Raw genomic sequence first — 21,853 nt, forward strand, 5'->3', positions numbered from 1 at the left:
GGCGCAACCGGATCGCCTGACCCCACTGGCGTGCCCCTGGCAGCCAGGGTTACCTGGATAGTTTGAATCTCGACCGGCAGACAAGGATCGCTTATGCCTCGCCAATCTGACCTGCGTTACAGCTTCCAACCCCTGGTTGGCGATGCGGAATTCGAAGTGGTGTCGTTCACACTCAATGAAGGCATCAGTCAGCCATTCACCCTCGAACTGCAGCTGATCAGCCACGAACAGGACATCGACTTCGGCCATTTGCTCGACAAGCCGGTGCTGTTCACCCTCTGGAACGGCGCGCGTCCCGTGCGCTACGTGCACGGGTTGGTCAGCCGTTTCACCCAGGCTGAAAGCGGCTTCCACCGCACCTACTATCATGCGCTGGTCGAGCCACGCCTGGCCCGCGCCGGCCTGCGCTCGAACTGGCGTATCTTCCAACACAAGAACGTGCCGCAAATACTGGCGCTGATGCTTAAGCGCCAAGGCATCGACCCGTACGAAATCCACGCCAGCCTGGACCATCAGGTCCGCGAGTTCTGCGTTCAGGCCGGCGAGACGGACCTGGCGTTCATCGCACGCCTTTTAGCCGAAGAAGGCTTCGTCTATCGCTTCGCCCACAGTGAAAAACAGCACACGCTGATCATCACCGATCGGCTGCTGTCACTGGGGTTGATCAGCCATGGCGCCGTCACTGCCGACGATGAAGACGATGGCTTTCACGGGGACGATCAGCCCTTGGGCGCCCATACCGTCCTGTACCACGCCAACAGCGGTGGGGACCAACCGGTTTTTTGCTTGCGCCGCTTGAACTACAGCGAACAGGTTCGCACGGCAAGCCAGGTTCAGCGTGACTACACCTTCACCAACCCGGCCTACCGCCAGGAACACAGGGCCACGGGCCCGTTCCTGGAGCACCAATCCAGGGACTACGAGTATTTCGACTATCCAGGGCGCTACAAGCGCGATGCCGTAGGTAAACCGTTCACGGAAAACCGGGTCATGGCGTTGCGTCACGATGTGCGGCTGGCGCACGTGCAAGGTGATGATGTGCGCCTGCAACCGGGCCTGAGCTTCACGCTGACCGGTCACCCCAGACGCGACCTCAATGCGCACTGGCGGGTGAACACGGTCACTCACCAAGGCAGCCAGCTCACCAGCCTGCAGGAAGAGGCGACCAATGCCGAGCAGAGCACGCAGTACGCGCTGAGCGCCGTCCTGGTCCCCGGCAGGATCGAATGGCGACCCTCGCCTCTGGCAAAACCGCGCATTGACGGCCCGCACATGGCTACCGTGGTCGGGCCGAAGGGCGAAGAGATCTATTGCGATGAGTGGGGGCGGGTCAAGGTCAGCTTTCCCTGGGATCGCGAGAGCGAGAACAACGAATTCAGCTCCTGCTGGGTGCGGGTGTCACAAGGCTGGGCCGGTGGCAGCTGGGGCTCGATGGCCATTCCGCGAATCGGCCAGGACGTGATCATCCAGTACGTCAACGGTGATCCTGACCAGCCGATGATCACCGGGCGCACGTACTGTGGCAATCAGCTGCCGCCCTACGACCTGCCTGAACACAAGACCCGCATGACCATCAAGAGCCAGACCCACAAGGGTGACGGCTTCAATGAGCTGCGCTTCGAGGATGAATTGGGACGCCAGGAGGTGTTCATCCATGCCGAAAGGGATCAGAACAATGTGGTCAAGCACGATGAGACGACGCAGATTGGGAACGACAGGTGTGAACGTGTAGCGCGGGATGAGCACATCGATATCGGTCATGACCGACACGAGGACGTGGGCAACGATCAACGTTTGAACGTTGGGAAAGATCATCACTGCCAGATCGGCCAGGATGATGTACTTGAGATCGGACGTCATCGCGTGCTCAACGTGGCACAAGATCGTACGGAGCAAGTCGGTAACAATCGCTATGACAAGACCACAGCCAATCATTCGATAGAAATTGGCGGCCACCTGGAGCAACACGTCGCCGGTCATGTCGAGCTACGGGCAGGGCAAGCGATTCGCCAAGGGACGCAAGTCTTGGAGCTCCAGGCATCAGGAAGCCTGACCATCAGGGCACCCGGCGCAACATTAAGGCTCGACGGCAGCGGCCTTACCATTGACGCCATTGCAATCAACATCAAAGGCCCGGTCGCACAAACCCCAACAGGGCGTTCACATGACCTGGCCATCCGTGCCACGCCAACACCTGGTGAAGCCATCTGCATCAGCTGTTTATTGAAAGCAATCACAGAAGGTCGGAATGTCGTTCGCCTGGAGGGGAACCCGTCATGACAAACACCTTGTCCAAAAAACTTTTTCTTCCTCTGCGACAAGCAGAACGCTACCAACTTAGCGCCGTTCTCGAACTTTCCACATTAGGCCCTGAACAGTTAAAACGCCTTGTCCCACGTGAGCACAGAATACTGCACCCCCTGATGCAACAAGCCGAATTTAGCAACGTGCGTCAGTGCGGCATCGGTTTGTATGCCGTCAAAGGCAAGGCTACAGTACAAAGCCAATCCAACCTTTTCTGGCAATTGAACGAGTTAGCAGCCGATGCCATATGCGGCTGGATCGTCAGCGCATTGCCCACTGCTGCCTTGGCCTCGCACCTGGCGCAAGCCAATACCGTGCTGGGACCTGACGGGCAACGTTATTTACTGCGTTATCACACCGAACACTGCCTACGCGTGCTGCATGGCCGTAAGGATCTGCCTGAACTCGTCGAATGGTTCGCTCCGATCCACAGTTGGTGGGTGCCTTATCCGGACGCCAATGAAGAAATTTGGGGCTGCCTGATGGGCGGCGACAGGCCGGCCGCCCGAGCGCTCAAAGACCTCACGTTGGACGCTGCGTGCTGGGAAGCGCTGGCAGTAGACCCCCTCGAACATCGCCTTGCCGATCAATTGAAAACCTCGCTGACCGTCAGTGGGCAAGCCAAACAGTGCCACAGCGTCCGCCTGGGGAGAGTGCGTAAATACCTCAAGGCTGCGCGAGAAGCGGGGTTCATCGAGCAGCAAGACCTGATCACCTACGTCACCCATTTCGCCCTGCTTGGCGACAGATTGACACTCGAGCCCATCTGGCAGACCGCCGTCAAGGAGTCGCTCGAGCAAAGCTTGCCCCTTGATCAACGCCTTCAAACACACCTGCACCGTCTAATTCGCCAGGGGCCCTCATGTTCGATCTGAAGATGCTGATGGAAATCAATCGGCAGAACTGCGAAGCCTTGCAAGACCCTTTATCCATAGGGCCCGCCGTCTCATGCACCCGCACCTTCACCGTTCTGCCATTACGCTATGCCGCCGTGGGCGGTAATCCCCACCAGCGTCAGCAGCTCCCTACTCTGCCTGAACACCTGCGCCACCCGCATCGCACCGCCGCGCTGCATCAGGCGGACTATGCCATTCGCCCGCTGCGTGAAGGTTTCCTGTATGTCATGGAAAAGCGCAGGCTCAGTGGGCAATACAGCCTTCACCCTCCCTATCGAATCGCCGCGAACGGCGCCCTGTCGCTCTTCGACCCTGAACATCCAGAGCCAAAACCGCCTGGCATCTCCACATTCCAGGATGTCGTGCGCGCTATGACCTGGGCATTCACGGTTCATGATCTCGACGACTTGCTCGAGCTTCGCCTGTTCTACAGCCCCGATCCGTTGACCATCGCGGCGCAGCGGCAATTGCTGCGTCGACGCGACCTGCTGCCTGCCGTAGACATAGCGCCCTTCGCCAGCCCCAGCTGCCCAATGCCCAGGCCCTACACGATACGTCATGACCAGTTGAACCTTGTCGCCGACTTTGCCGCGGAATCCAACGACGTGTTGCGCACGCTGTTGGACGCTCAGGTCTTCAGTACACCAAGCATCAGCTCGCTGGCGGCGGCACGGCAAGCCCTGAGTCCCTTGGGCAGTAAACCTGAAGCACGGGGCGTTGCCGTGGTGGTGGAGGACGCCATCGGCATTACCCAGGAACTCAATGCCTGGCGCAACGCTGGCATGGAACACCTCAGGAATTGGCTGGAAGCCAGTACCGAGAACGGTGGCCCCAGTAACGAGCGGAAGGTGTTGGTTGCTCAAGCCTTTAGCGAGCTGCATGAGCAATTCACGGAGCGAAAGGTTGCCGCGTTGGTCGGTCATTATGACAAGGCGCTACGCGCCAGTCTCGCCTACGTCATGCAGGGTTCGCAGTCGCGGCTGGCCGAACTTTGGGAACAGAAAAAAGAGGCCATCTTCGAAATACACGTAGAAAAAGAGAGGCAGAAGCTCGAAATCCTTGCCGAGAACGGCGAGTTTGCCAAACATTTCGAAGACCGCTACCTGCCACTCGTCAACCTGCAAGGTATGCATCGACACCTGGAGACGTTCGAGGCGCAGAGCGCCGAAGCACAACGTCTCGCCGAGTCCAGAGCGGCAGATCACCTCACGTGGTTGAAGTCGTCCGCACTGGTAGACGCACTTGTCCACTATGATGAGAGCGACCTCACCAATGGCTTGTGCTTTGCACATCAAACGGGCCTATGCGTGATAGGCCTCGAAGGCGTGCCAGCAGGCGCAGCATTGCTCGCCCAATGGTGGCGCGCCGACGATATAACCCCTGACAACCTTGCGCTGCGCTCATTTGTCCTCAACCAGCGTGAGATTGCAGAGGTGCTTGCGCGGACACGCACAGCGCTGGACGCACTGGCACAGGGTAGCGACCCTATTCTTCAACTGGAGATGGCCCTAAAACAGGCCAAGGAGCTCGGCGCGCACTTCAGCCGGCTGGACAGCCATCTGGACCAGCTCACGCAACACAGCCCTATCAACACTGCTGGCGCGTTGGCTTGGCTTGGGCAGCTTGGGCGACAGAGCTTGTCAGTGGGTGCACCCGGCAGCACTGATCGGTTGCTGTACCGACGCCTAAGCACCTACCTCATTGCCTCACTGGGTCAGCAAGCGGTGGAACTGCGCTTGAGTGAGCAGGCGCTGGACGGTAAAACGCCCTCGCCCGGTCGCGTCGCGGCCCCCATCGTGCGCCGGCTTGATCGAGCTTATGCCGAGACGTTGCGCGGGGTGCACGGGAATCAGTTCTATCGCTTGCGGATCGCCAGCGGATTACTGCTGTTGGAGGCCGGGCTCCTGTTGTTACAAGGAAGACGGGAGGACAAGGATCGACGCTTCTGGAGCGATGTGACTGCGGCTGCATTTACCAGTGCGGCTGCGGGGATGGAGCTGCTTGCAGTGGGCACTGAAGTGACGCTTAGAGGCGTTGGTGCGAACAGCGCTACTGCGCGGGGCGCGCAAGTTAGCCTGGGACGCTATCGGCTGTGGGGGGCTGGGTTGGCAGCGGTGGGAGGGCTCGTCAGTATCATGTGGGACATTTCAGATGCTGCGGAGGCAAGGCAAAAATCAAAATTAATAATAGCTGCAGCTTATGCTGTTAGAACAGTCGCAACTTTTGCATTAATCGCAGGGCAAGGAGGGGTTGCATTTTCACAGGCTAGCGAGCTTTTCAAGTGGATATCAATCAAGGCACCTAGTTTTAATATTAGTAATTTCAGCGCAAAGCTTTCAAAATCATCTTCACACTTGGCGGCGAATAGAGCTGCCATGATCTGGCTTAGTCGGCTGGGCTGGGTTGGGGGCATCGTTGTGCTCGCTAGCAGTAGTGCTTTATTGCTCTTCGATGAAGATGCTTTAGAAAAATGGTGCCGTAAATGCTGTTTCCGCCTTCACCTATCTGAGAAAGGCTTCGCCAATGATGCAGAAGAAATTGAGGCTCTGCAGAACTCCGTAAGTGGGGTTATGTAATGTATTTCGTGGAGTGGCTAGCATGGCTGACCTATATTGAACACAAAGAGCAGCGCGATGCTTTTGAAAAGCAAAACAAGAAGGAAAAAATAAAGGTTATTTATGAAAGCGACGACCAGGAGATGCTTGAAGCCGCCAAGAAATCGGCTAGCTCTAGCCCTAAAAGTCGAGGGCCAATTTATGTTTACAGCCGCCATATATTGGAAATGCGTTGCGGCATGTGGGAACACAAGCGAGGACTGATAAGCCTAGTGTCCCTTGCAGTCATAGGCTACTCACTGGCGATGACGGCGATTGCTTTGGAAGATATAAAAACCCTCATTAGCCTATCACTCAACTACAACGGTGAGCCTTATGGTGAACACCTGCTCATGGCATCCCTCTTCGCTACTTTAGGCTTATGTGCGTCAGGCCTCTACTTGAAATTTGGACTCCGTTTCACACGACTCGAGATGTTCACGTCTCGGCACATGCTAATACGCTTCAATAGAATCACCCAGCAGGTTTACCTGCATCGCCCAACGTACTGTGGTGGCATCGTCACACTCCCTTGGCACGGTATCACCTCCAGTGGCTCAGATAAAAGATACGCGGCTGCCGGTAGCTTGGGCCTTCCGTTGGATCTCGTGTGGCCGCTCTCCTTTACCGGAACACTTCACCCGGAGCACATCTTCGTAGGCAAGGCCGCCAACAACTTCACGGAGCTGCAATCCGAGTGGGAGTTCATCCGCCGCTTCATGGACGAGGGCCCGGAGGACCTGCCCCGCCCACCTATGACCTCGCACTTCCCCTGGCCCTGGCAAGCCTTTACCCCTCAATTCGAAGGCCTGACCCACTACTTTCGAAAATCCTCTCGAATCATCAAACTCGGCCTGGTCTTGATCTCGCCCGCCTTCCTGATCATCGGCACCGGCCATTGGCTAAGCCTGATGCTGTGCTGGAAACCGCGCTGGCCCAAGATCATTCGTGAAGCCGGTTTGCCCGGGAAACCCGTTCCGCCATTGACCACCGTCAATGACTATCCACCGGCCATTCAAGAGCGGTTACGCGAAAACGCTTACCTCTGGGCCGTTCGCCCAGGTAAACGCCCGGAGAGGAAGAAACGCACCTCGACTCGGCGGCTAAAGACCGAAGTAGAAACTTCGACTGCCCAAATGAGTAGGCCCCGTGCAGCCCCCCGTGATGATCAGCCATGACGATGCAGTGAAGAGCAGAAGCGCGGACTCAAAAAACATCGGCTCCCCATGAAATTCTCTTTAGGGCTGCTGTGCGGCCCATCGAGGTCGGTCCGGCGCTCCGGCAAGACCGCTCCTACTGGGCTCCGGTATTTAGCAAAACACCGGTCACGCAACCCAAATCAAACTCAATGCCCGCCCCCGGGCCCCGCCTTGGCCGTAAACGGCGGCTTCGCGAACCAGACCAACAAAATCAGCCCTGCGAACACCCACGTCATCATCATGAAGTAGTCCACCGTCGACATCATGTAAGCCTGCCCGTTGAGCACCTGCTCCAACTGCGCGTAGTTGTGCAGGTTCGCCCCGCCCATCTGCTCAAGCGTATGCCGTGTCGCCGGCTCGTACTGGCTGATGTGCTCACTCAAGTAAGCATGGTGCTGGTCAGCCCGGCGGATCCAGATCCACGTCGTCAGCGAAGCCGCAAAGCTACCCCCCAATGTGCGCAGGAACGTCGCCAAGCCTGATCCATCGGCGATTTGCTGGGGCGGCAGGTCGGACAACAAGATGCTCAATGTGGGCATGAAGAACAGCGCAACCCCGATGCCCATGAACAACTGCACCAATGCCACATGCTGGAAATCCACCTGGCTGGTGAACCCTGCACGCATGTAGCAACTGCTACCGATCGCCAGAAACGCCAGCCCCGCCAGAATCCGCAAGTCAAAGCGATGCGCGTACTTGCCCACGAATGGCGACATGATTACCGGCAATATCCCGATAGGCGCCACGGCCAAGCCTGCCCAGGTGGCGGTATAGCCCATCTGCGTCTGCAGCCACTGGGGCAGGATCAGGTTGATGCCGAAGAAGCCTGCGTAGCCACCCACCAGGACGATGGTTCCCACGCGGAAATTGCGGTGGGCGAACAACCGCAGGTTCACCACCGGGTGCCGGTCGGTCAGCTCCCAGATGACGAATACAGCCAGGAACACGACGGATATCAGCGTACCGGTGATGATGAACGAGGACTCGAACCAATCAAGGTCGTTGCCTTTGTCCAGCACGACCTGCAAGGCCCCTACCCCAACGATCAACGTCAGCAGCCCTATGTAGTCCATCGGCTGTCGGCTGGTGACCACCGGACGATCGCGCATTTGCTGGCGCACCACCGCAGCGGCGAACAGGCCGATGGGCACGTTGATGAAGAAAATCCACGGCCAGCTGTAACTGTCCGTGATCCACCCACCCAGGATGGGCCCGGCGATAGGGGCCACGACCGTCACCATGGCCAGGAGTGCGAGCGCCATCCCCCGCTTGGCAGGGGGATAGACCGCAATCAGCAAGGTCTGGGTCATGGGATACAACGGACCGGCTACCACCCCCTGCAATACCCGAAAGCCCACAAGCTCCGGCATCGACTGGGCGATGCCGCACAAGAACGATGCCAGCACGAACAACAAGGTCGCCCACAGGAACAACTTCACCTCGCCAAAGCGTCGGCTCAACCAGCCTGTTAGCGGCAAGGCGATGGCATTGCTCACGGCGAACGAGGTGATCACCCAAGTCCCTTGCTCGTAACTGACCCCCAGGTTGCCCGAGATGGTCGGCAAGGCCACGTTGGCAATGGTGGTGTCCAGCACCTGCATGAACGTGGCAAGCGACAGGCCGATGGTGGTCAGCAGCAGGCTAGGCGGCGTGAACTGGGCGGCGGCGTTATTGCTCATCGCTGTGCCGTCTTGCCAGGCGCGCTGTTGTCACGGATCAGTTGCTCGATCAGCTTGTCCGCCTCCACCAACTGGCGATCGTAGACGTCGGTGGTGTAGCTCGCCTGTTGCGCAGGTTGCTGAGCCAGGGCCGGGCCACTCTGGTCGTGCAGGTCCACATCCACAACCGTGGACAGGCCGATACGCAAGGGATGGTCCTTCAACTGGTCGGGGTTCAAGTGAATGCGCACAGGCACCCGCTGCACGATCTTGATCCAGTTGCCGGTCGCGTTCTGCGCAGGCAGCAAGGCAAACGCGCTGCCGGTGCCTGCACCCAGGCTGTCCACCGTGCCACTGTAGGAGACATCGCTGCCATACAGGTCGGCAGTGATCTCAACCGGTTGGCCGATGCGCATCTGGCGCAGCTGGGTTTCCTTGAAGTTGGCGTCGATCCACACCTGGTCAAGCGGAATCACTGCCATGGTGGCAGTACCGGGTTGCAGGCGCTGCCCGAGCTGCACGCTGCGCTTGGCAACGTAGCCGGTCACTGGCGCTACCAGCGTGGTGCGCGCATGAGCCAGGTAGGCCTGACGCAGATCGGCCGCCGCGGCCATGACCTCTGGGTGCGAAGCCACCACGGTGTCATCGACCAAAGCAGCACTGGTACTCAGTTGCTGGCGGGCACTGTTAACCGCCGCCTGGGCAACACTCAGGTCATCGCGCGCATGGGAAAGCTCTTCGCCGGCGATAGCGCCGCTTTCGGCCAGCACCTTGCGCCGGTTGAAGTCCTGCTGGGCCTTGCGCAATTCAGCCTGACGCGTCTGCAACTGAGCCTTGAGCGAATCGACATTGCTGTACAGACCGCGCACCTGCCTTACCGTACGCGCAAGGTTGGCCTGAGCCGATTGCAGGGCCACTTGGCTGTCGGCCGGGTCGAACTGCAGCAAGACCTGGCCGGCATGCACCAGGTCGCCATCGTCGGCGCCAATGCTGGTCACCGTCCCGGTCACCAACGGCGTGATTTCGACCACGTTGCCGTTGACGTAGGCGTCATCAGTGCTCTCGTACCAACGCCCAACCAGGCTGTACCAGGCCCAAGTGCCTAGCCCACCGAGGATCAGCAGCACCAACAGGCCAATCAGCCAGAGCTTGCGCTTGCGCGAGGAGGTGGGTGCCTCGGTAGGTGCAGGGGTGTCTGAGGAAGTAGCCATGACAATACCTTGGAATAAAGGAAACGGGGTTCAACGATCACCGAAGCGACGGATCGTCAGCGGATCGCCAGCGCCAAGCAGTACCTTGGCCAACAGACGCTCCAAGTCTTTGAGCTCATCGGCCGCCAGGGCGCCACACAGCTCGTTCATGGCGGCAGCTCCGATCTCGGGCAAACGGTCGGCCAGCCGCTGGCCATCGGCCGTCAACGCCAGGCGCACCACGCGGCGGTCCGTCGGGCAACGGGTACGCACCAGCAGGTCCTTTTGCTCAAGGCGATCGAGCATGCGCGTCATCGATCCGCTGTCCAGGCCCAGGTAGCGGCAGACCTCCGCCGGGGTATCGACCTGGTACTGCGTCACGATGATCAACACCTTGAACTGCGCGGCAGTAACGCCCTCGGACTCCAGGTGCCAGTCGAGGATCCGATCCTTCAGAAGCGCCGCGCGGCCCAACAGCATGCCGATGGCGCACGTCTCGAAATTGTCTGGCGAGAAATGGGGCATGAATGATTGCTCGAACAAGTGTGTGTAAATATTACTGCCTAGGCAGTGAATGTCAAAGACTTAATTAGCTTGCTATGTACGTGACACGAGCGCCTTTATTCATGGCGCGAAGCGTTCTCAAAAGCGAAAAATCTGAAGGCTTTTGCCGGAAAAGGCCGGGAAATGAAAGGGTTTGGCGGCTTTCCGTGTTTCTCGACGCGGTGGTGGAACGTTAGAATGCGCAAAACCTGGAGCCGCGATGAACCAAGACCGCCCGACTATCCACACCGATGACAGCATGGCCGACGCCGCTGCGCACTGGTGCATGCGCCTGCATGAAGGCGATTGCACGACTGCCGAGCGTGAGGCTTTTGCCCAGTGGCTGGCAGCCGATCCGCGTCATGCCGAGGAATACCAGGCCATGCTGGATATCTGGTACACGGCCGACTTGCTGCCGCGTCCCGTTCAAGCGAATGGGCACCCTGCCCCGGTGCGGCGCAGCGGTCGCAGGTGGCGCGCTCAGGCTTACGCTGCCGTCATCGCGTTGGCGGCTCTGCCGCTGGTGGGGTGGATCGGCTGGGAGCAAGGCTGGGTTCCCAACCGCTACCAGCACGTCGAGACGACGGACCACATGCAGACCGTGCAGTTGAGTGACGGCAGTACGGTGCAGCTCAACCTGAACACCGACCTGACCTACCTCAACTTCAAGCACCAGCGCCGTGTCACGCTCAAGCGTGGCGAAGCCTTCTTCACGGTCCACCACGACAGCTCGCACCCCTTCGTGGTCCGCGCAGGCAATGGCCAGACCCGCGTGACAGGTACCCGCTTCAATGTCTGGAAATACCAGGACAGGGTCAAAGTGACCCTGGTCGAAGGATCGGTGCTGGTATCCAGCGAAGGCAATGCGGGCTATCGGCTTGGCCCCGGTATGCAGGCCACCTACCGCAAGGGCGACTATGAGCCCCAGTTGCTGGAAAACAGCAACTTCGCCGACGCCCTGGCCTGGCGCAGCGGCAAACTGGTGCTCGACAACTTGACCCTCGAACAGGCACTGCCGGCCATAAACCGCTACCTCGACAAGCCACTGAGGCTTGCCGATGTCGGTACCGGTCAGATTCGTATCAGCGGCATCTACAACACCCGGGAAGTAGGCCAGTTGGTGAACAACCTGCCCAAGGTGCTGCCGGTCTATCTGACCCGCAGCAACGACGGCAGCACGGTGCTCAACCGTATTTCGCCGCCGCCCGCCAAGCGCTGAGTGCCCTGCTGTTAGAGCGTCATCGCCGCCAGCCACCCAAAGGCCAACAGCGGCAGGTTGTAGTGGATGAACGTCGGCACCACCGTGTCCCAGATGTGATGGTGCTGCCCGTCCACATTGAGCCCGGAAGTCGGACCCAGGGTGGAATCCGATGCTGGCGAGCCTGCGTCACCCAACGCGCCTGCCGTACCGACGATACACACGGTCGCCAAAGGGTCGAAGCCGAGCTGGACGCACAGCGGTACGAAAATCGCAGCCAGAATCGGTACGGTGGAAAACGACGAGCCAATGCCCATGGTGACCAGCAGGCCCACCAGCAGCATCAGCAAGGCACCTATCCCTTTGCTGTGGTTGATCCAATGCGCCGAGGTTTCGACCAGGCTTTGCACATCACCCGTGGCTTTCATGACGTCTGCAAAGCCAGAGGCGGTGATCATGATGAAACCAATCATGGCCATCATCTTCATACCTTCGGTGAACAGATCATCGGTGTCGCGCCACTTGACGATGCCTGACAGCGAGAAAATCAAGAAGCCGACCATCGCGCCGATGATCATCGAATCCACCAGCAGCTGAACGACGAACGCGGCAACGATTGCAATGCCGGCCACCAGTAGCGTCATCGGGTTGTAACGCACGCTCACCTGTTCGACCTGCTCGATACGCGCCAGGTCGTAGTCGCGTTTTTTTCGGTAGCTGACGAACATCGCCACTATCAAGCCCACCAACATACCAGCGGCGGGAATGGCCATGGCGTGGGTAACGTTGACACCCGTGATGTCGACCCCTGCACGCGCCACGTTGGCCAGCAGAATCTGATTGAGGAAAATATTGCCGAAACCCACAGGCAGGAAAATGTAGGGCGTGATCAGGCCGAATGTAATGACGCAGGCGATCAGGCGCCGGTCGATACGCAGGCGGGTCAGCACATAGAGCAGCGGCGGCACCAATAATGGAATGAAGGCGATATGGATGGGCAGAATGTTTTGCGACGAGACGGCCACCACCAGCATCAAACCGATCATCAACCATTTGACCCTGCCACCTTGGTCGTGGCCTTGCCGGTCGATCATGGCCAATGCCCGGTCGGCCAACGCATGCGCCAGGCCGGATTTGGCGATGGCCACGGCAAAGGCACCCAGCAACGCATAGGACAGTGCCACGGTAGCCCCCCCGCCGAGCCCACCATTGAAAGCTTCAAGTGTGCCTTGCACACCCAGGCCGCCGACCAGCCCACCTGCCAGGGCACCGACGATCAGGGCGATGACCACGTGCACGCGGGACAGGCTCAGTATCAGCATGATGCCGACCGCGGCAATCACTGCATTCATGGGGGGCTTACCTCACTGGGAACAAAAAAGCGCGCACTCTGACGCAGTGCACGGCAGATGTCAAAACTGCCAGGCAACGGCGGATTGCCCGCAACCGGCGGATCAAATTGAATGTTTGAATAAAGAAAAGTCTGTAGGAGCCGATACCCACCTGGGGCTGGAAACCGCCTCGCCCGTGCCCTAACCCTTACTTGTCATAAAAAGGGATCTGCCCCATGCCTCTGCGACAACTTTCCATCCAATGGAAAATCACATTGCTGGCCGGCCTGTGCCTGGCCGGCATCGTCACCCTGCTCATCGGTTTGTCCCTGTACCGGATGGACCACAGCTCGGACCTGGTCAAGGCCAGCAGCATGCAGATGCTGACCGAATCGGCCCAGTCGCGCATCGAATCCCAGGGCGAGGTGCAGGCCCTGAACATCCGCCGCCAATTCATGGATGCTTACCAGTACGGTGCGGGCTTTTCCAGGCAGGTACTGTTCCTGCGTGAACAGGCCGAAAAGCGCTTTCTCGATGCGTTCGACCTGCGCGAGGATATGACCCGGCAGGTGCGCGCCGCGCTCCAGGCCAACCCCGATCTGCTGGGCCTGTCACTGGTGTTCGAGCCCAATGCGCTGGACAGCAAGGACAGCCTGTTCGCCGGCCAGGCTGAGCTCGGCAGCAACGAAACCGGGCGCTTCGCCCTGTACTGGTCGCAACCGCACGTGGGCCAGCTCACCTCGATGGCCCTGCCCGAGCGCGACATGGCCGACACGTCCATTGGGCCCAGCGGCCAACCTGCCAACACCTGGTGGGTATGCCCGCGTACATCGGGCAAGGTCTGCGTGGTCGAACCCTACTTCTATGCCATCGATGGTCAGCAGGTGCTGATGACCAGCATCGTCTTCCCGCTGGTGGTGGACGGCAAGGCGATCGCCACCCTGTCGGTGGACATCAACCTCAACAGCCTGCAGGCCCTGAGCGAACAGGCCAGCCGCAGTCTCTACGAAGGCCGCACCACCGTCGGCATCCTCAGCCCGGTGGGCTTGCTGGCAGGCTACAGTGCCGATGCCAGCAAGCTCTCCCAGCGTTTCGATCAGATCGACACGACCAAAGGTGCGGAGCTGGTGGCCAAGATGGCCGACGGCAAGATGACCATCATCAATGACCGCCAACGCCTGAAAGTGCTCGCGGCCTTCCGCCCGATCCCGGACGCCAAGCCATGGGGCGTGTTGCTGGACGTCCCCGAAAACGCCCTGACCGGGCCCGCCGAGGCCCTGAAGCAGGAACTGGACGCCCTCAACACCAGCGGTACCCTGCTCGAACTGGGCCTAGGCCTGGCAGCAGCCATTTTTGGCCTGCTGATGGTGTGGCTGATGGCCCGGGGCGTTACTCGCCCGATACTGGGCGTGGCGGCCATGCTCAAGGACATCGCCAGTGGCGAAGGTGACCTGACCCGCCGCTTGACCTACGACAAGCAAGATGAACTGGGTGAACTCGCGGGCTGGTTCAACCGCTTCCTGGACAAACTCCAGCCCACCATCGCCGAGGTGAAACAGTCGGTACAGGCCGCCCGCTCGACGGCCGATCAGTCCTCGGCCATCGCCACCCAGACCAGCGCCGGCATGGAGCAGCAATACCGCCAGGTGGACCAGGTAGCCACCGCCTCGCACGAGATGAGCGCGACCGCCCAGGATGTCGCCCGCAGCGCAGCGCAAGCCGCGCAGGCGGCCCGCGACGCCGACCAGGCAACGCGCGAAGGGTTGGCGGTGATCGATCGCACTACCCACAGCATCGATTCGCTGGCCGCCGACATGAGCACGGCCATGGCCGAGGTGCAGGGCCTGTCGCAGAACAGCGAAAAAATCGGCTCCGTACTGGAAGTCATCCGCTCGATTGCCGAGCAGACTAACTTGCTGGCGCTCAACGCCGCCATCGAGGCAGCCCGAGCCGGTGAGGCCGGGCGCGGCTTTGCGGTGGTCGCCGATGAGGTTCGCAACCTGGCCCAGCGCACCCAGGAGTCGGTCGAAGAAACCCGCCAGGTCATCGAGGCCTTGCAGGACGGTACCCGTGAAGTGGTGGGCGCAATGGACAACAGCCATCGTCAGGCCCAAAGCGGCGTGCAGCAGGTCGGCCAGGCCGTGACCGCCTTGCAGCGCATTGGCCAGGCGGTGACGGTCATCACCGACATGAACCTGCAGATCGCCTCGGCAGCCGAGGAACAAAGCGCGGTGGCCGAGGAGATCAACAGTAACGTGGCGACCATTCGCGATGTCACCGAGTCGCTGTCAGGCCAGGCCAACGAATCGGCGCGGGTCAGCCAGTCGCTCAATGCCTTGGCCAACCAGCAGCAGGCATTGATGGACCAGTTCCGCGTCTGAGCCTGCCCCCTGTGCTGCGTCGTCTACACTTGCCCCATTCCCGAAGGGCCGTAGACGACGAGGTCAGGCATGAAAAGAGGTTCATCGCTGCTGCTCGGGGCGCTGTTCGCCCTGGGCCTGGCCGCTGCCGACAGCGCTAGCGCTGCCGATCAGAAGCCACCCATCCGCTTTGGCGCCCTTACCTGGGAAAGCGGTGCCTTCACCACCGAACTCCTGCGCGTGATCGTCGAGCGTGGGTACGGCTACGCCACCGAGACATTGCCTGGTAGCACGGTCAGCCTGGAAGTCGCCCTGGCCCGCAACGACCTGCAAGTGATCGCCGAAGAATGGGCCGGTCGCAGCCCTGCCTGGGTCAAGGCCGAGCAGGCAGGTCAGGTGTTTGCACTGGGCGACACGGTCAAGCATGCCGAGGAAGGCTGGTGGGTGCCGGCGTATGTCATCGCAGGCGATGCGTCGCGCAACCTCAAGGCCTTGGCGCCTGAGCTGCGCAGCGTCGAGGATCTCAAGCGCTACGCTGCGGTGTTTCGCGACCCCGAATCACCCGACAAAGGCCGTTTCCTGAACAGCCCCAGTGGCTGGACGTCCGAGACCGTGAACAGCCAAAAGCTCAAGGCCTATGGGCTGGACCAACTGTACACCAACTTCCGCACAGGTTCCGGGGCCGCGATGGATGCGGAGATCGGGTCGGCCATTCGCCGGGGCCAACCGGTGCTTTTCTACTACTGGAACCCTACCCCGCTCATGGGCCGCTACAAGCTCGTGCGGCTACAGGAACCTGCATTCGATGCCCAGGCCTGGGCGACCTTGACCGACCCTGCCAACCCAGCCCCAAAAGGCAGCAGTTCGCTGCCGGCGAAACTCTCGGTTGGCGTGTCCAAAGCCTTTCGTGAGCAATACCCGGACGTGGTCCAGGTATTCGAACGGGTGGATTTGCCTATCGACACGCTCAACCAGGCATTGGCGCAGATGAGCGAAAAACGTACCCCACCCCGTGACGCCGCCTTGGCGTTCATGCGCCAGCACCCGCACGTGTGGAAGGCTTGGCTTCCCGAGCAGGTGGCCACCAAGGTCGAGGGCGGTCTGTGAGCAATGGTTTCCCCCAGGCTTTGCAGTTTTCCTTCGCCGATCAGGTCAACCGCATGGTCGACTGGTTGGTACTCCATTATGGGGACCACCTGCGCAGCGTCTCCGACCAGTTGCTGCAAGTGCTCGTTGGCCTTGAAAATCTGCTGCGGCTCATGCCGTGGTGGCTACTGCTGGCGGTGGTCGGTGCGCTGGCCTGGCATGCTTGCCGAAGCCTGCTGCGCAGCTGTGTCCTGGTAGGGCTGCTGGCGGTCATCGGTATGCTGGGGTTATGGGACAAACTGCTGCAGACCCTGGCGCTGGTGCTGGTCAGTACCGGGTTGTGCGTGCTGGTTGGCATACCGTTGGGCGTCGTGCTGGCCGCTCGGCCGTTGGCAAGGCGGCTGGTGATGCCAGTGCTCGACGTGATGCAGACCCTACCCGCTTTCGTGTACCTGATTCCCGTGTTGATGCTCTTCGGTCTGGGCAAGGTGCCTGCGGTTTTCGCGACCTTGATCTATGCCCTGCCACCGTTGGTGCGACTCACTGAACTTGGGTTGAGTCAGATAGACCCGTCGTTGCTCAAAGCCGCCCAAGGCCTTGGCGCGACCCGTGCCCAGCGGCTCAGGCGCATCGCACTGCCCCTGGCGCTGCCCAGCATCATGGCCGGGCTCAACCAGTCGGTCATGATGGCCCTGTCGATGGTCGTGGTCGCCTCGATGATTGGGGCGCGAGGGCTTGGCGAAGATGTGCTGGCAGGCATCCAGACGCTGAACGTTGGTCAAGGCGTCGAGGCCGGGCTGGCCATCGTGGCACTGGCCATGGTCATCGACCGTATCAGCCAGGCGTATGGGCGTGGACGGCGTTGAAAGGCCATAGCCAGGGCGGTAGGACGGGCATGGCAAAGCAAGTGTCCGGCCGGTAGTCTGTGCAACGTACCCGGCCACGGATCTGCCTCCATGCTGCATGTGCTGTTGACCACCCTGCTCCCCATCATCCTGTTGATCGCCCTGGGCACACTGCTGCGGGTGCGTGGCTTCGTCTCGGACAGCTTCTGGCCGGGAGCCGAGCGCCTGAGCTACTACGTACTGCTGCCCTCGTTGTTCCTCCATGGCCTGGCCACTGCCAACCTGGACGGGGTGCCGGTGCTGGCCATGGTCGCGGTGCTGATGCTTTCGACCCTGTCCGGGGCGTTGCTGCTGGTGCTTTACCAGGGCGTGCGCCAGCACGACGGCACCGACTTCACGTCGCTGTTTCAGGGTGGCATCCGGTTCAACAACTACATCGGCGCGACCTTGGCCGCGGGCATCTACGGCAGCGCGGGCATCGCATTGGCAGCAGTGGCCAACGCAGCCATCGTGCCACTGGTCAATCTGCTCTGCGTGCTGGTGTTCGCGCGCTTCAGCGCCCGGCACAGCTCGCCGCTGACGGTGCTGCGGGCGATCCTTGCCAACCCACTGATTCTAGGGTGTGCGGGGGGCATGCTGTTACGGGTGACGGGGCTGGGCCTGCCGGCTGGCATCGAGCCTACCCTTGGCGCGCTAGGGCATGCCGCGTTGCCGCTGGGGTTGCTGTGCGTCGGTGCGGCCCTGGGTGGTGCACGTCTCGGTGATCAGGCCCAGCCATTGATAGCGGCCTGTGTCTTCAAGTTCCTGGTGATGCCGGTGACGACATGGGGGCTCTGCCGCCTGCTCGGCCTCAGTGGCCAGGCCGCTGTAGTGGCGGTGATTTTCCAGGCGCTGCCAACGGCATCGTCGTCCTACGTCATGGCCAGGCAAATGGGCGGCAACGCGCCTCTGATGGCGACCATCATTGCGGTACAGACGGTGGCGGCGGCGGCCACGCTTCCTCTGGTCCTTTCACTGTTGTTGGGCTGACAGCTGCACAACATCATGCATGGCCGATATCATGCCGAGTGCAAGTCCGGTCCACGCACACTCAGCATTGCCCCCTTACACCTGGCCTGCACGCCGCCGCACTTTTTGCCCAGCCTGCGGTCTACTCTCCCTTACGACCGACAATGACTGCAGGCGTTTTCAATGCGTTGCACAGCTCGGGTCAAAACCATCGGGCTTGTGTAGGATAGGCAGCGCCTACTCGCCGCTGCCAGCCTCAGGGAGAACCATATGCGCGTCCTGTCATCTGTCGCTGCCTTCACGCTTGGGCTGATCGTTTCCTCCCAGGCACTGGCTGTCACGGGCGAAGAAGCACAGTTGATAGCGGCCATCAACGTCTACCGCAGCCAGGCGCAGCCCTGTGGCGAGCAAGGCTCGCTCGAACTGCCGCCGCTCAACAGCGACACCCGCCTGGCGCTGTCTCCCGAAGGCACCCGTGACCTTCAGCAGGCCATGACCCGCGCCGGTTACCCCATGGTCAACGTGCAGGCGATCAGCCTGTCTGGCCCCCGAGATGCACCCGCTGCCATGCACGCCATTGAAGAAAGCTTCTGCCAGGTGGTGCTCGATCCTCAGTTCGTCGACATCGGCGTCAGCCAGGAAGGTCGGGATTGGCGCATTGTGCTGGCGCGCCCCCTGCTCTCTGGTCGCCTGGGCGACTGGCAGGCGGAAGGACAAAAGATGCTCCAGGAAATCAACGCCGCGCGTCGGCAACCCCGCCAGTGCGGCGGCCAACCCTACGCCGCCGCACCTGCACTTGGCTGGAACACCGTGCTGGCCGGAGTGGCAGCCGGCCACACGCGGGCCATGGCCAACCAGAACTTCTTCGATCACATCGACAAAGAAGGCCGCACCCCAGGTGATCGGGCCGAGCTTGCCGGTTATCTGTACCAGCAGATTGGCGAGAACATCGCCGCCGGGCGCGACACGCCGCACAAGGTGGTTCAAGGCTGGCTAGACAGCCCAGGCCACTGCGCAGTCCTGATGAGCGCCGACTTCCGGGACCTCGGCGCAGCCTATGCCGTAGACCCGAAGAGCGATGCCGGCATCTATTGGACGGCCCTGTTCGGCTCGCCGCAATAGCGCCTGGTTGAACCGGCGACACCCGACACCCGCAGTGTTGGCCCCGGGCTTCAGGCTGGCCGGATCAGAAACCCAGCGTGGCAGACAGCAGGTAAGTGCGTGGCGTCGACAAGGTAAGCCCCGGTTCGGCGTCATCCGGCGCGCCTGCTGAGCTCCAGTAACGGTCGCCGAGCACGTTTTCGACGCTGGCGCGCAGGGTCACCTGCGTGTCGTCCAGCTTGAAGGCGTACCGTGCCCCCAGGTCATAGCGTTCCCAGCCGTCGATCTTCTTGCTGTTGTTCTGGTCCAGGTACTGGGAGCTCGAGTGCGTCCCGCGCGCCGTCAGGGTCAGCCCCTGGACCGCCGGCACATCCCATTCGGCCCCCAGGTTGACGTTGTACGCGGGCGTTGCGGGCGCACGGTTGCCATCGTAGGCACCCCCCACGGTATCGGTCAGCTCACTGTCGATGTACATCACCCCGCCCAGCACACGCACCCCTTTCGTGGGTTCACCGAACACGGTCAGCTCCACACCCCGGTTGTTGCGCTTGCCATTGGCGCCGAAGACCCGGGAGCCGGGGTTGGTTTCATAGGCAGGCTGACGGATTCTGAAGGCGCTGGCCGTGAACGCCACGTTGCCCAGGTCATACTTGGCACCCACTTCCACCTGGCGGCTGGTGAAAGGCGGGAAAATCTGGTCCTCGTTGATCGAGGTGGACGGTGCGATCTTGCCTTGGCTCAAGCCTTCCATGTAGTTGGCATACACCGACAGCTCATCCGTCACCTTGTACAGCACACCACCGGAGGGCGACACCTTCTTCTCGTCATACGCCGTGTCGCCTTTGACCCCATCACTCCAATCGTCCACCTGCACCCGCTGCCAGCGCAGCCCCAGGGTCAACAGCAATCGGTCATCAAAGAAGCCGAGGGTGTCGGACAACGCCAGCCCAGAGAAACGGTTCTCGGTGTAATCCTTCGAATCGAGCCGCGTCGGGGTACCTGGCGTGGGCGTCGCCGTCGGATGATAGAGGTTGCCGGCTGAGGCGGCGTAACGGGCACCCCCATTGGTGAAGTCCATGTAGTAGTACGTGGCAGCCAGGTTGATCTCGTGGCTGACGGGCCCGGTGTGCAACCAGGTCCTCAAGCCCGCCAAGGCAGTGCGTACCGATTCATCCCTGCTGAAATCGCGGGGCTGGATGGTGAAGTCGCCAGCATTGTTGATCACAGAGACGTTATGGCGCAGGAAATCGTGTCGGCTCTCCCGGGCGCCCACTGCGCCATAGGCCAGCACAGAATCGCTGAGGTCATATTCGGCATGCACTGCCCCGAAGGTATCGTTGGTGCGCGCCTTGCTCCACGCCTGGGCGTAGTTGCGGTGCACATCGCCAGCACGCGGTACCTGGGCGCTTGCCCCTACCAGCACACGCTCCTGAGGGGCATCGGTGTCACGCTCGGTATGCCCAAGGTCGGTCGAAAGCCGCAGGCGCTCGCCGCGAAAATCCAGCCCCAGTACGGCCATTTCGCGGTCCACTTGCTGGTGGTCCCATTCGGTATCGCCAGACTGTTTCACCGCGTTCAGACGCATGCCGAACTGCTGCTGTTCACCGAACCTTCGCCCTACGTCAACGGCCCCGCCTACCTGGCCCGCCGAGGCGTAGCTGCCGGTGAACTCGGTGATCGGCGTGTCGCCAGCGCGTTTGGGTTGGACGTTGATGCCGCCGCCGACGCTACCCCGTGGCGCAATGCCGTTGATCAACTGGCTGGGGCCCTTGATGATGTCGACCCGTTCGGCCATCTCCATATCGATCGAATAGGTAGGTAGCAAGCCATAGAGGCCGTTGTAGGACACATCACTGTTATACAAGCTGAAACCGCGAATGGTGAACTGCTCGAAACGCCCACCGGCCGGGTTGGTGGCACGAACCGAAGGGTCGCTGGCGACCAGTTCGCTCAGGGTGCGGGCCTGTTGGTTCTTCACGAGGTCGCTGGTGTAACTGGTGATGCTGAACGGCGTTTCCATGAAATCGCGCGCACCCAGCAAGCCCTGCGCGCCTTGGCGGGCGACCTGCCCGCCTGCATAAGGGGGTGCTTCGTCGGTCGCCGGTAGGCCACCGACGATGCTGGTAGGGGCTATTTCCAGCGGGCCACTTTGCTGGGGCGACGGCACGAGAGTGAAAGCATCTTGGCCCACGGCTACCCATTGCAGACCGCTGCCGCGCAGTAACTGCGTGAAGCCTTCATCGACGCTGTATTGCCCGGTCAGCCCTTCGCTGCGCAGGCCCTTGACCAGCGCTGGGTCCAGCGACAAGCTGACCCCTGCTTGATCGGCGAAGCGGGTCAATGCCGCCCCCAGGCTCGCCGCTGGCACTTGGTAGGTGCGCCGGGCTGGCTCATCGGCCCAAGCGGGCGTGCCGAGCAGCAGGCTGATGGCGAACAATGGGCGTGCTGCCCGCACCCATGGGCGCAGGTGGATGGACTTTACTGCAGGCATCTATAAAGCTCCCCTTTATGGTGTTCTAGGGGTAATGACAGGCGAGTCC

15 protein-coding genes are annotated in these 21,853 nt (G+C 61.0%); 10 read left to right on the forward strand and 5 right to left on the reverse strand.

The features are described 5' to 3' along the window. Positions 1-93 precede the first annotated feature (93 nt). The 4 genes from tssI to MOP87_RS10985 are packed head-to-tail and all read left to right on the forward strand — an operon-like array spanning position 94 to position 6,972. On the forward strand, positions 94-2,280 hold the full coding sequence (gene tssI / locus MOP87_RS10970) for a type VI secretion system tip protein TssI/VgrG (RefSeq protein WP_206405508.1): 2,187 nt from the start codon (positions 94-96) through the stop codon (positions 2,278-2,280). Further along, positions 2,277-3,179, forward strand: a complete 903-nt coding sequence (locus MOP87_RS10975; protein ID WP_206405507.1) for a DUF4123 domain-containing protein — start codon at positions 2,277-2,279, stop codon at positions 3,177-3,179. Before tssI ends, MOP87_RS10975 begins: the two co-directional genes overlap by 4 nt. Further along, the gene (locus MOP87_RS10980) at positions 3,167-5,776 is read left to right on the forward strand and encodes a T6SS effector BTH_I2691 family protein (RefSeq protein ID WP_206405506.1); all 2,610 of its coding nucleotides are present in this window, start codon (positions 3,167-3,169) and stop codon (positions 5,774-5,776) included. Before MOP87_RS10975 ends, MOP87_RS10980 begins: the two co-directional genes overlap by 13 nt. After that, positions 5,776-6,972, forward strand: coding sequence for a hypothetical protein (locus MOP87_RS10985; protein WP_181074025.1), 1,197 nt, complete (start codon positions 5,776-5,778; stop codon positions 6,970-6,972). The genes MOP87_RS10980 and MOP87_RS10985 overlap by 1 nt, the downstream gene beginning before the upstream one ends. Positions 6,973-7,139: 167 nt before the next feature. On the opposite strand, the gene MOP87_RS10990 is transcribed toward MOP87_RS10985, so the two are convergent. From MOP87_RS10990 to MOP87_RS11000, 3 genes are read right to left on the reverse strand one after another with little or no spacing between them, the layout of a single operon-like run. Continuing rightward, the gene (locus tag MOP87_RS10990; protein ID WP_027914885.1) at positions 7,140-8,672 is read right to left on the reverse strand and encodes a DHA2 family efflux MFS transporter permease subunit; all 1,533 of its coding nucleotides are present in this window, start codon (positions 8,670-8,672) and stop codon (positions 7,140-7,142) included. Next, positions 8,669-9,862, reverse strand: a complete 1,194-nt coding sequence (locus MOP87_RS10995; RefSeq protein WP_027914884.1) for an HlyD family efflux transporter periplasmic adaptor subunit — start codon at positions 9,860-9,862, stop codon at positions 8,669-8,671. The genes MOP87_RS10990 and MOP87_RS10995 overlap by 4 nt, the downstream gene beginning before the upstream one ends. Before the next feature lie 30 nt (positions 9,863-9,892). Continuing rightward, positions 9,893-10,366: a MarR family transcriptional regulator gene (locus MOP87_RS11000; protein ID WP_027914883.1), complete on the reverse strand. Its 474-nt coding sequence runs from the start codon at positions 10,364-10,366 to the stop codon at positions 9,893-9,895. Between the two features lie 238 nt (positions 10,367-10,604). Between MOP87_RS11000 and MOP87_RS11005 the strand changes: the two genes are divergently transcribed. Continuing rightward, positions 10,605-11,603 carry a FecR family protein gene (locus MOP87_RS11005; RefSeq protein WP_027914882.1) on the forward strand — a complete coding sequence of 333 codons (999 nt, stop codon included), beginning with the start codon at positions 10,605-10,607 and terminating at the stop codon, positions 11,601-11,603. Positions 11,604-11,614: 11 nt separating this feature from the next. On the opposite strand, the gene MOP87_RS11010 is transcribed toward MOP87_RS11005, so the two are convergent. Beyond that, entirely contained in the window at positions 11,615-12,934 is a 1,320-nt protein-coding gene (locus MOP87_RS11010; protein WP_027914881.1) for a Na+/H+ antiporter NhaC family protein, read from the reverse strand. A 215-nt stretch (positions 12,935-13,149) separates the two neighbouring features. Here MOP87_RS11010 and MOP87_RS11015 point away from each other — a divergent pair, with 215 nt between their 5' ends. From MOP87_RS11015 to MOP87_RS11035, 5 genes are all read left to right on the forward strand, one after another. Further along, a complete protein-coding gene (locus MOP87_RS11015) occupies positions 13,150-15,294 on the forward strand; it encodes a methyl-accepting chemotaxis protein (protein ID WP_027914880.1) in 2,145 nt (714 codons plus the stop codon). 69 nt (positions 15,295-15,363) lie between these two features. Then, entirely contained in the window at positions 15,364-16,380 is a 1,017-nt protein-coding gene (locus MOP87_RS11020) for an ABC transporter substrate-binding protein (protein WP_206405505.1), read from the forward strand. Then, positions 16,377-17,225 (forward strand): proline/glycine betaine ABC transporter permease, encoded by an 849-nt coding sequence (locus MOP87_RS11025; RefSeq protein ID WP_110607192.1) that lies wholly within the window; start codon positions 16,377-16,379, stop codon positions 17,223-17,225. The genes MOP87_RS11020 and MOP87_RS11025 overlap by 4 nt, the downstream gene beginning before the upstream one ends. Positions 17,226-17,315: 90 nt before the next feature. After that, entirely contained in the window at positions 17,316-18,233 is a 918-nt protein-coding gene (locus tag MOP87_RS11030) for an AEC family transporter (RefSeq protein ID WP_049695884.1), read from the forward strand. Between the two features lie 249 nt (positions 18,234-18,482). Beyond that, on the forward strand, positions 18,483-19,334 hold the full coding sequence (locus tag MOP87_RS11035) for a CAP domain-containing protein (protein ID WP_125922267.1): 852 nt from the start codon (positions 18,483-18,485) through the stop codon (positions 19,332-19,334). A gap of 64 nt (positions 19,335-19,398) precedes the next feature. On the opposite strand, the gene MOP87_RS11040 is transcribed toward MOP87_RS11035, so the two are convergent. Beyond that, positions 19,399-21,804: a TonB-dependent receptor gene (locus MOP87_RS11040; RefSeq protein WP_242809479.1), complete on the reverse strand. Its 2,406-nt coding sequence runs from the start codon at positions 21,802-21,804 to the stop codon at positions 19,399-19,401. Between the last annotated feature and the right edge of the window lie 49 nt (positions 21,805-21,853).

It is taken from the genome of Pseudomonas sp. I3-I5, assembly GCF_022699445.1.
GTDB lineage: Bacteria > Pseudomonadota > Gammaproteobacteria > Pseudomonadales > Pseudomonadaceae > Aquipseudomonas > Aquipseudomonas fulva.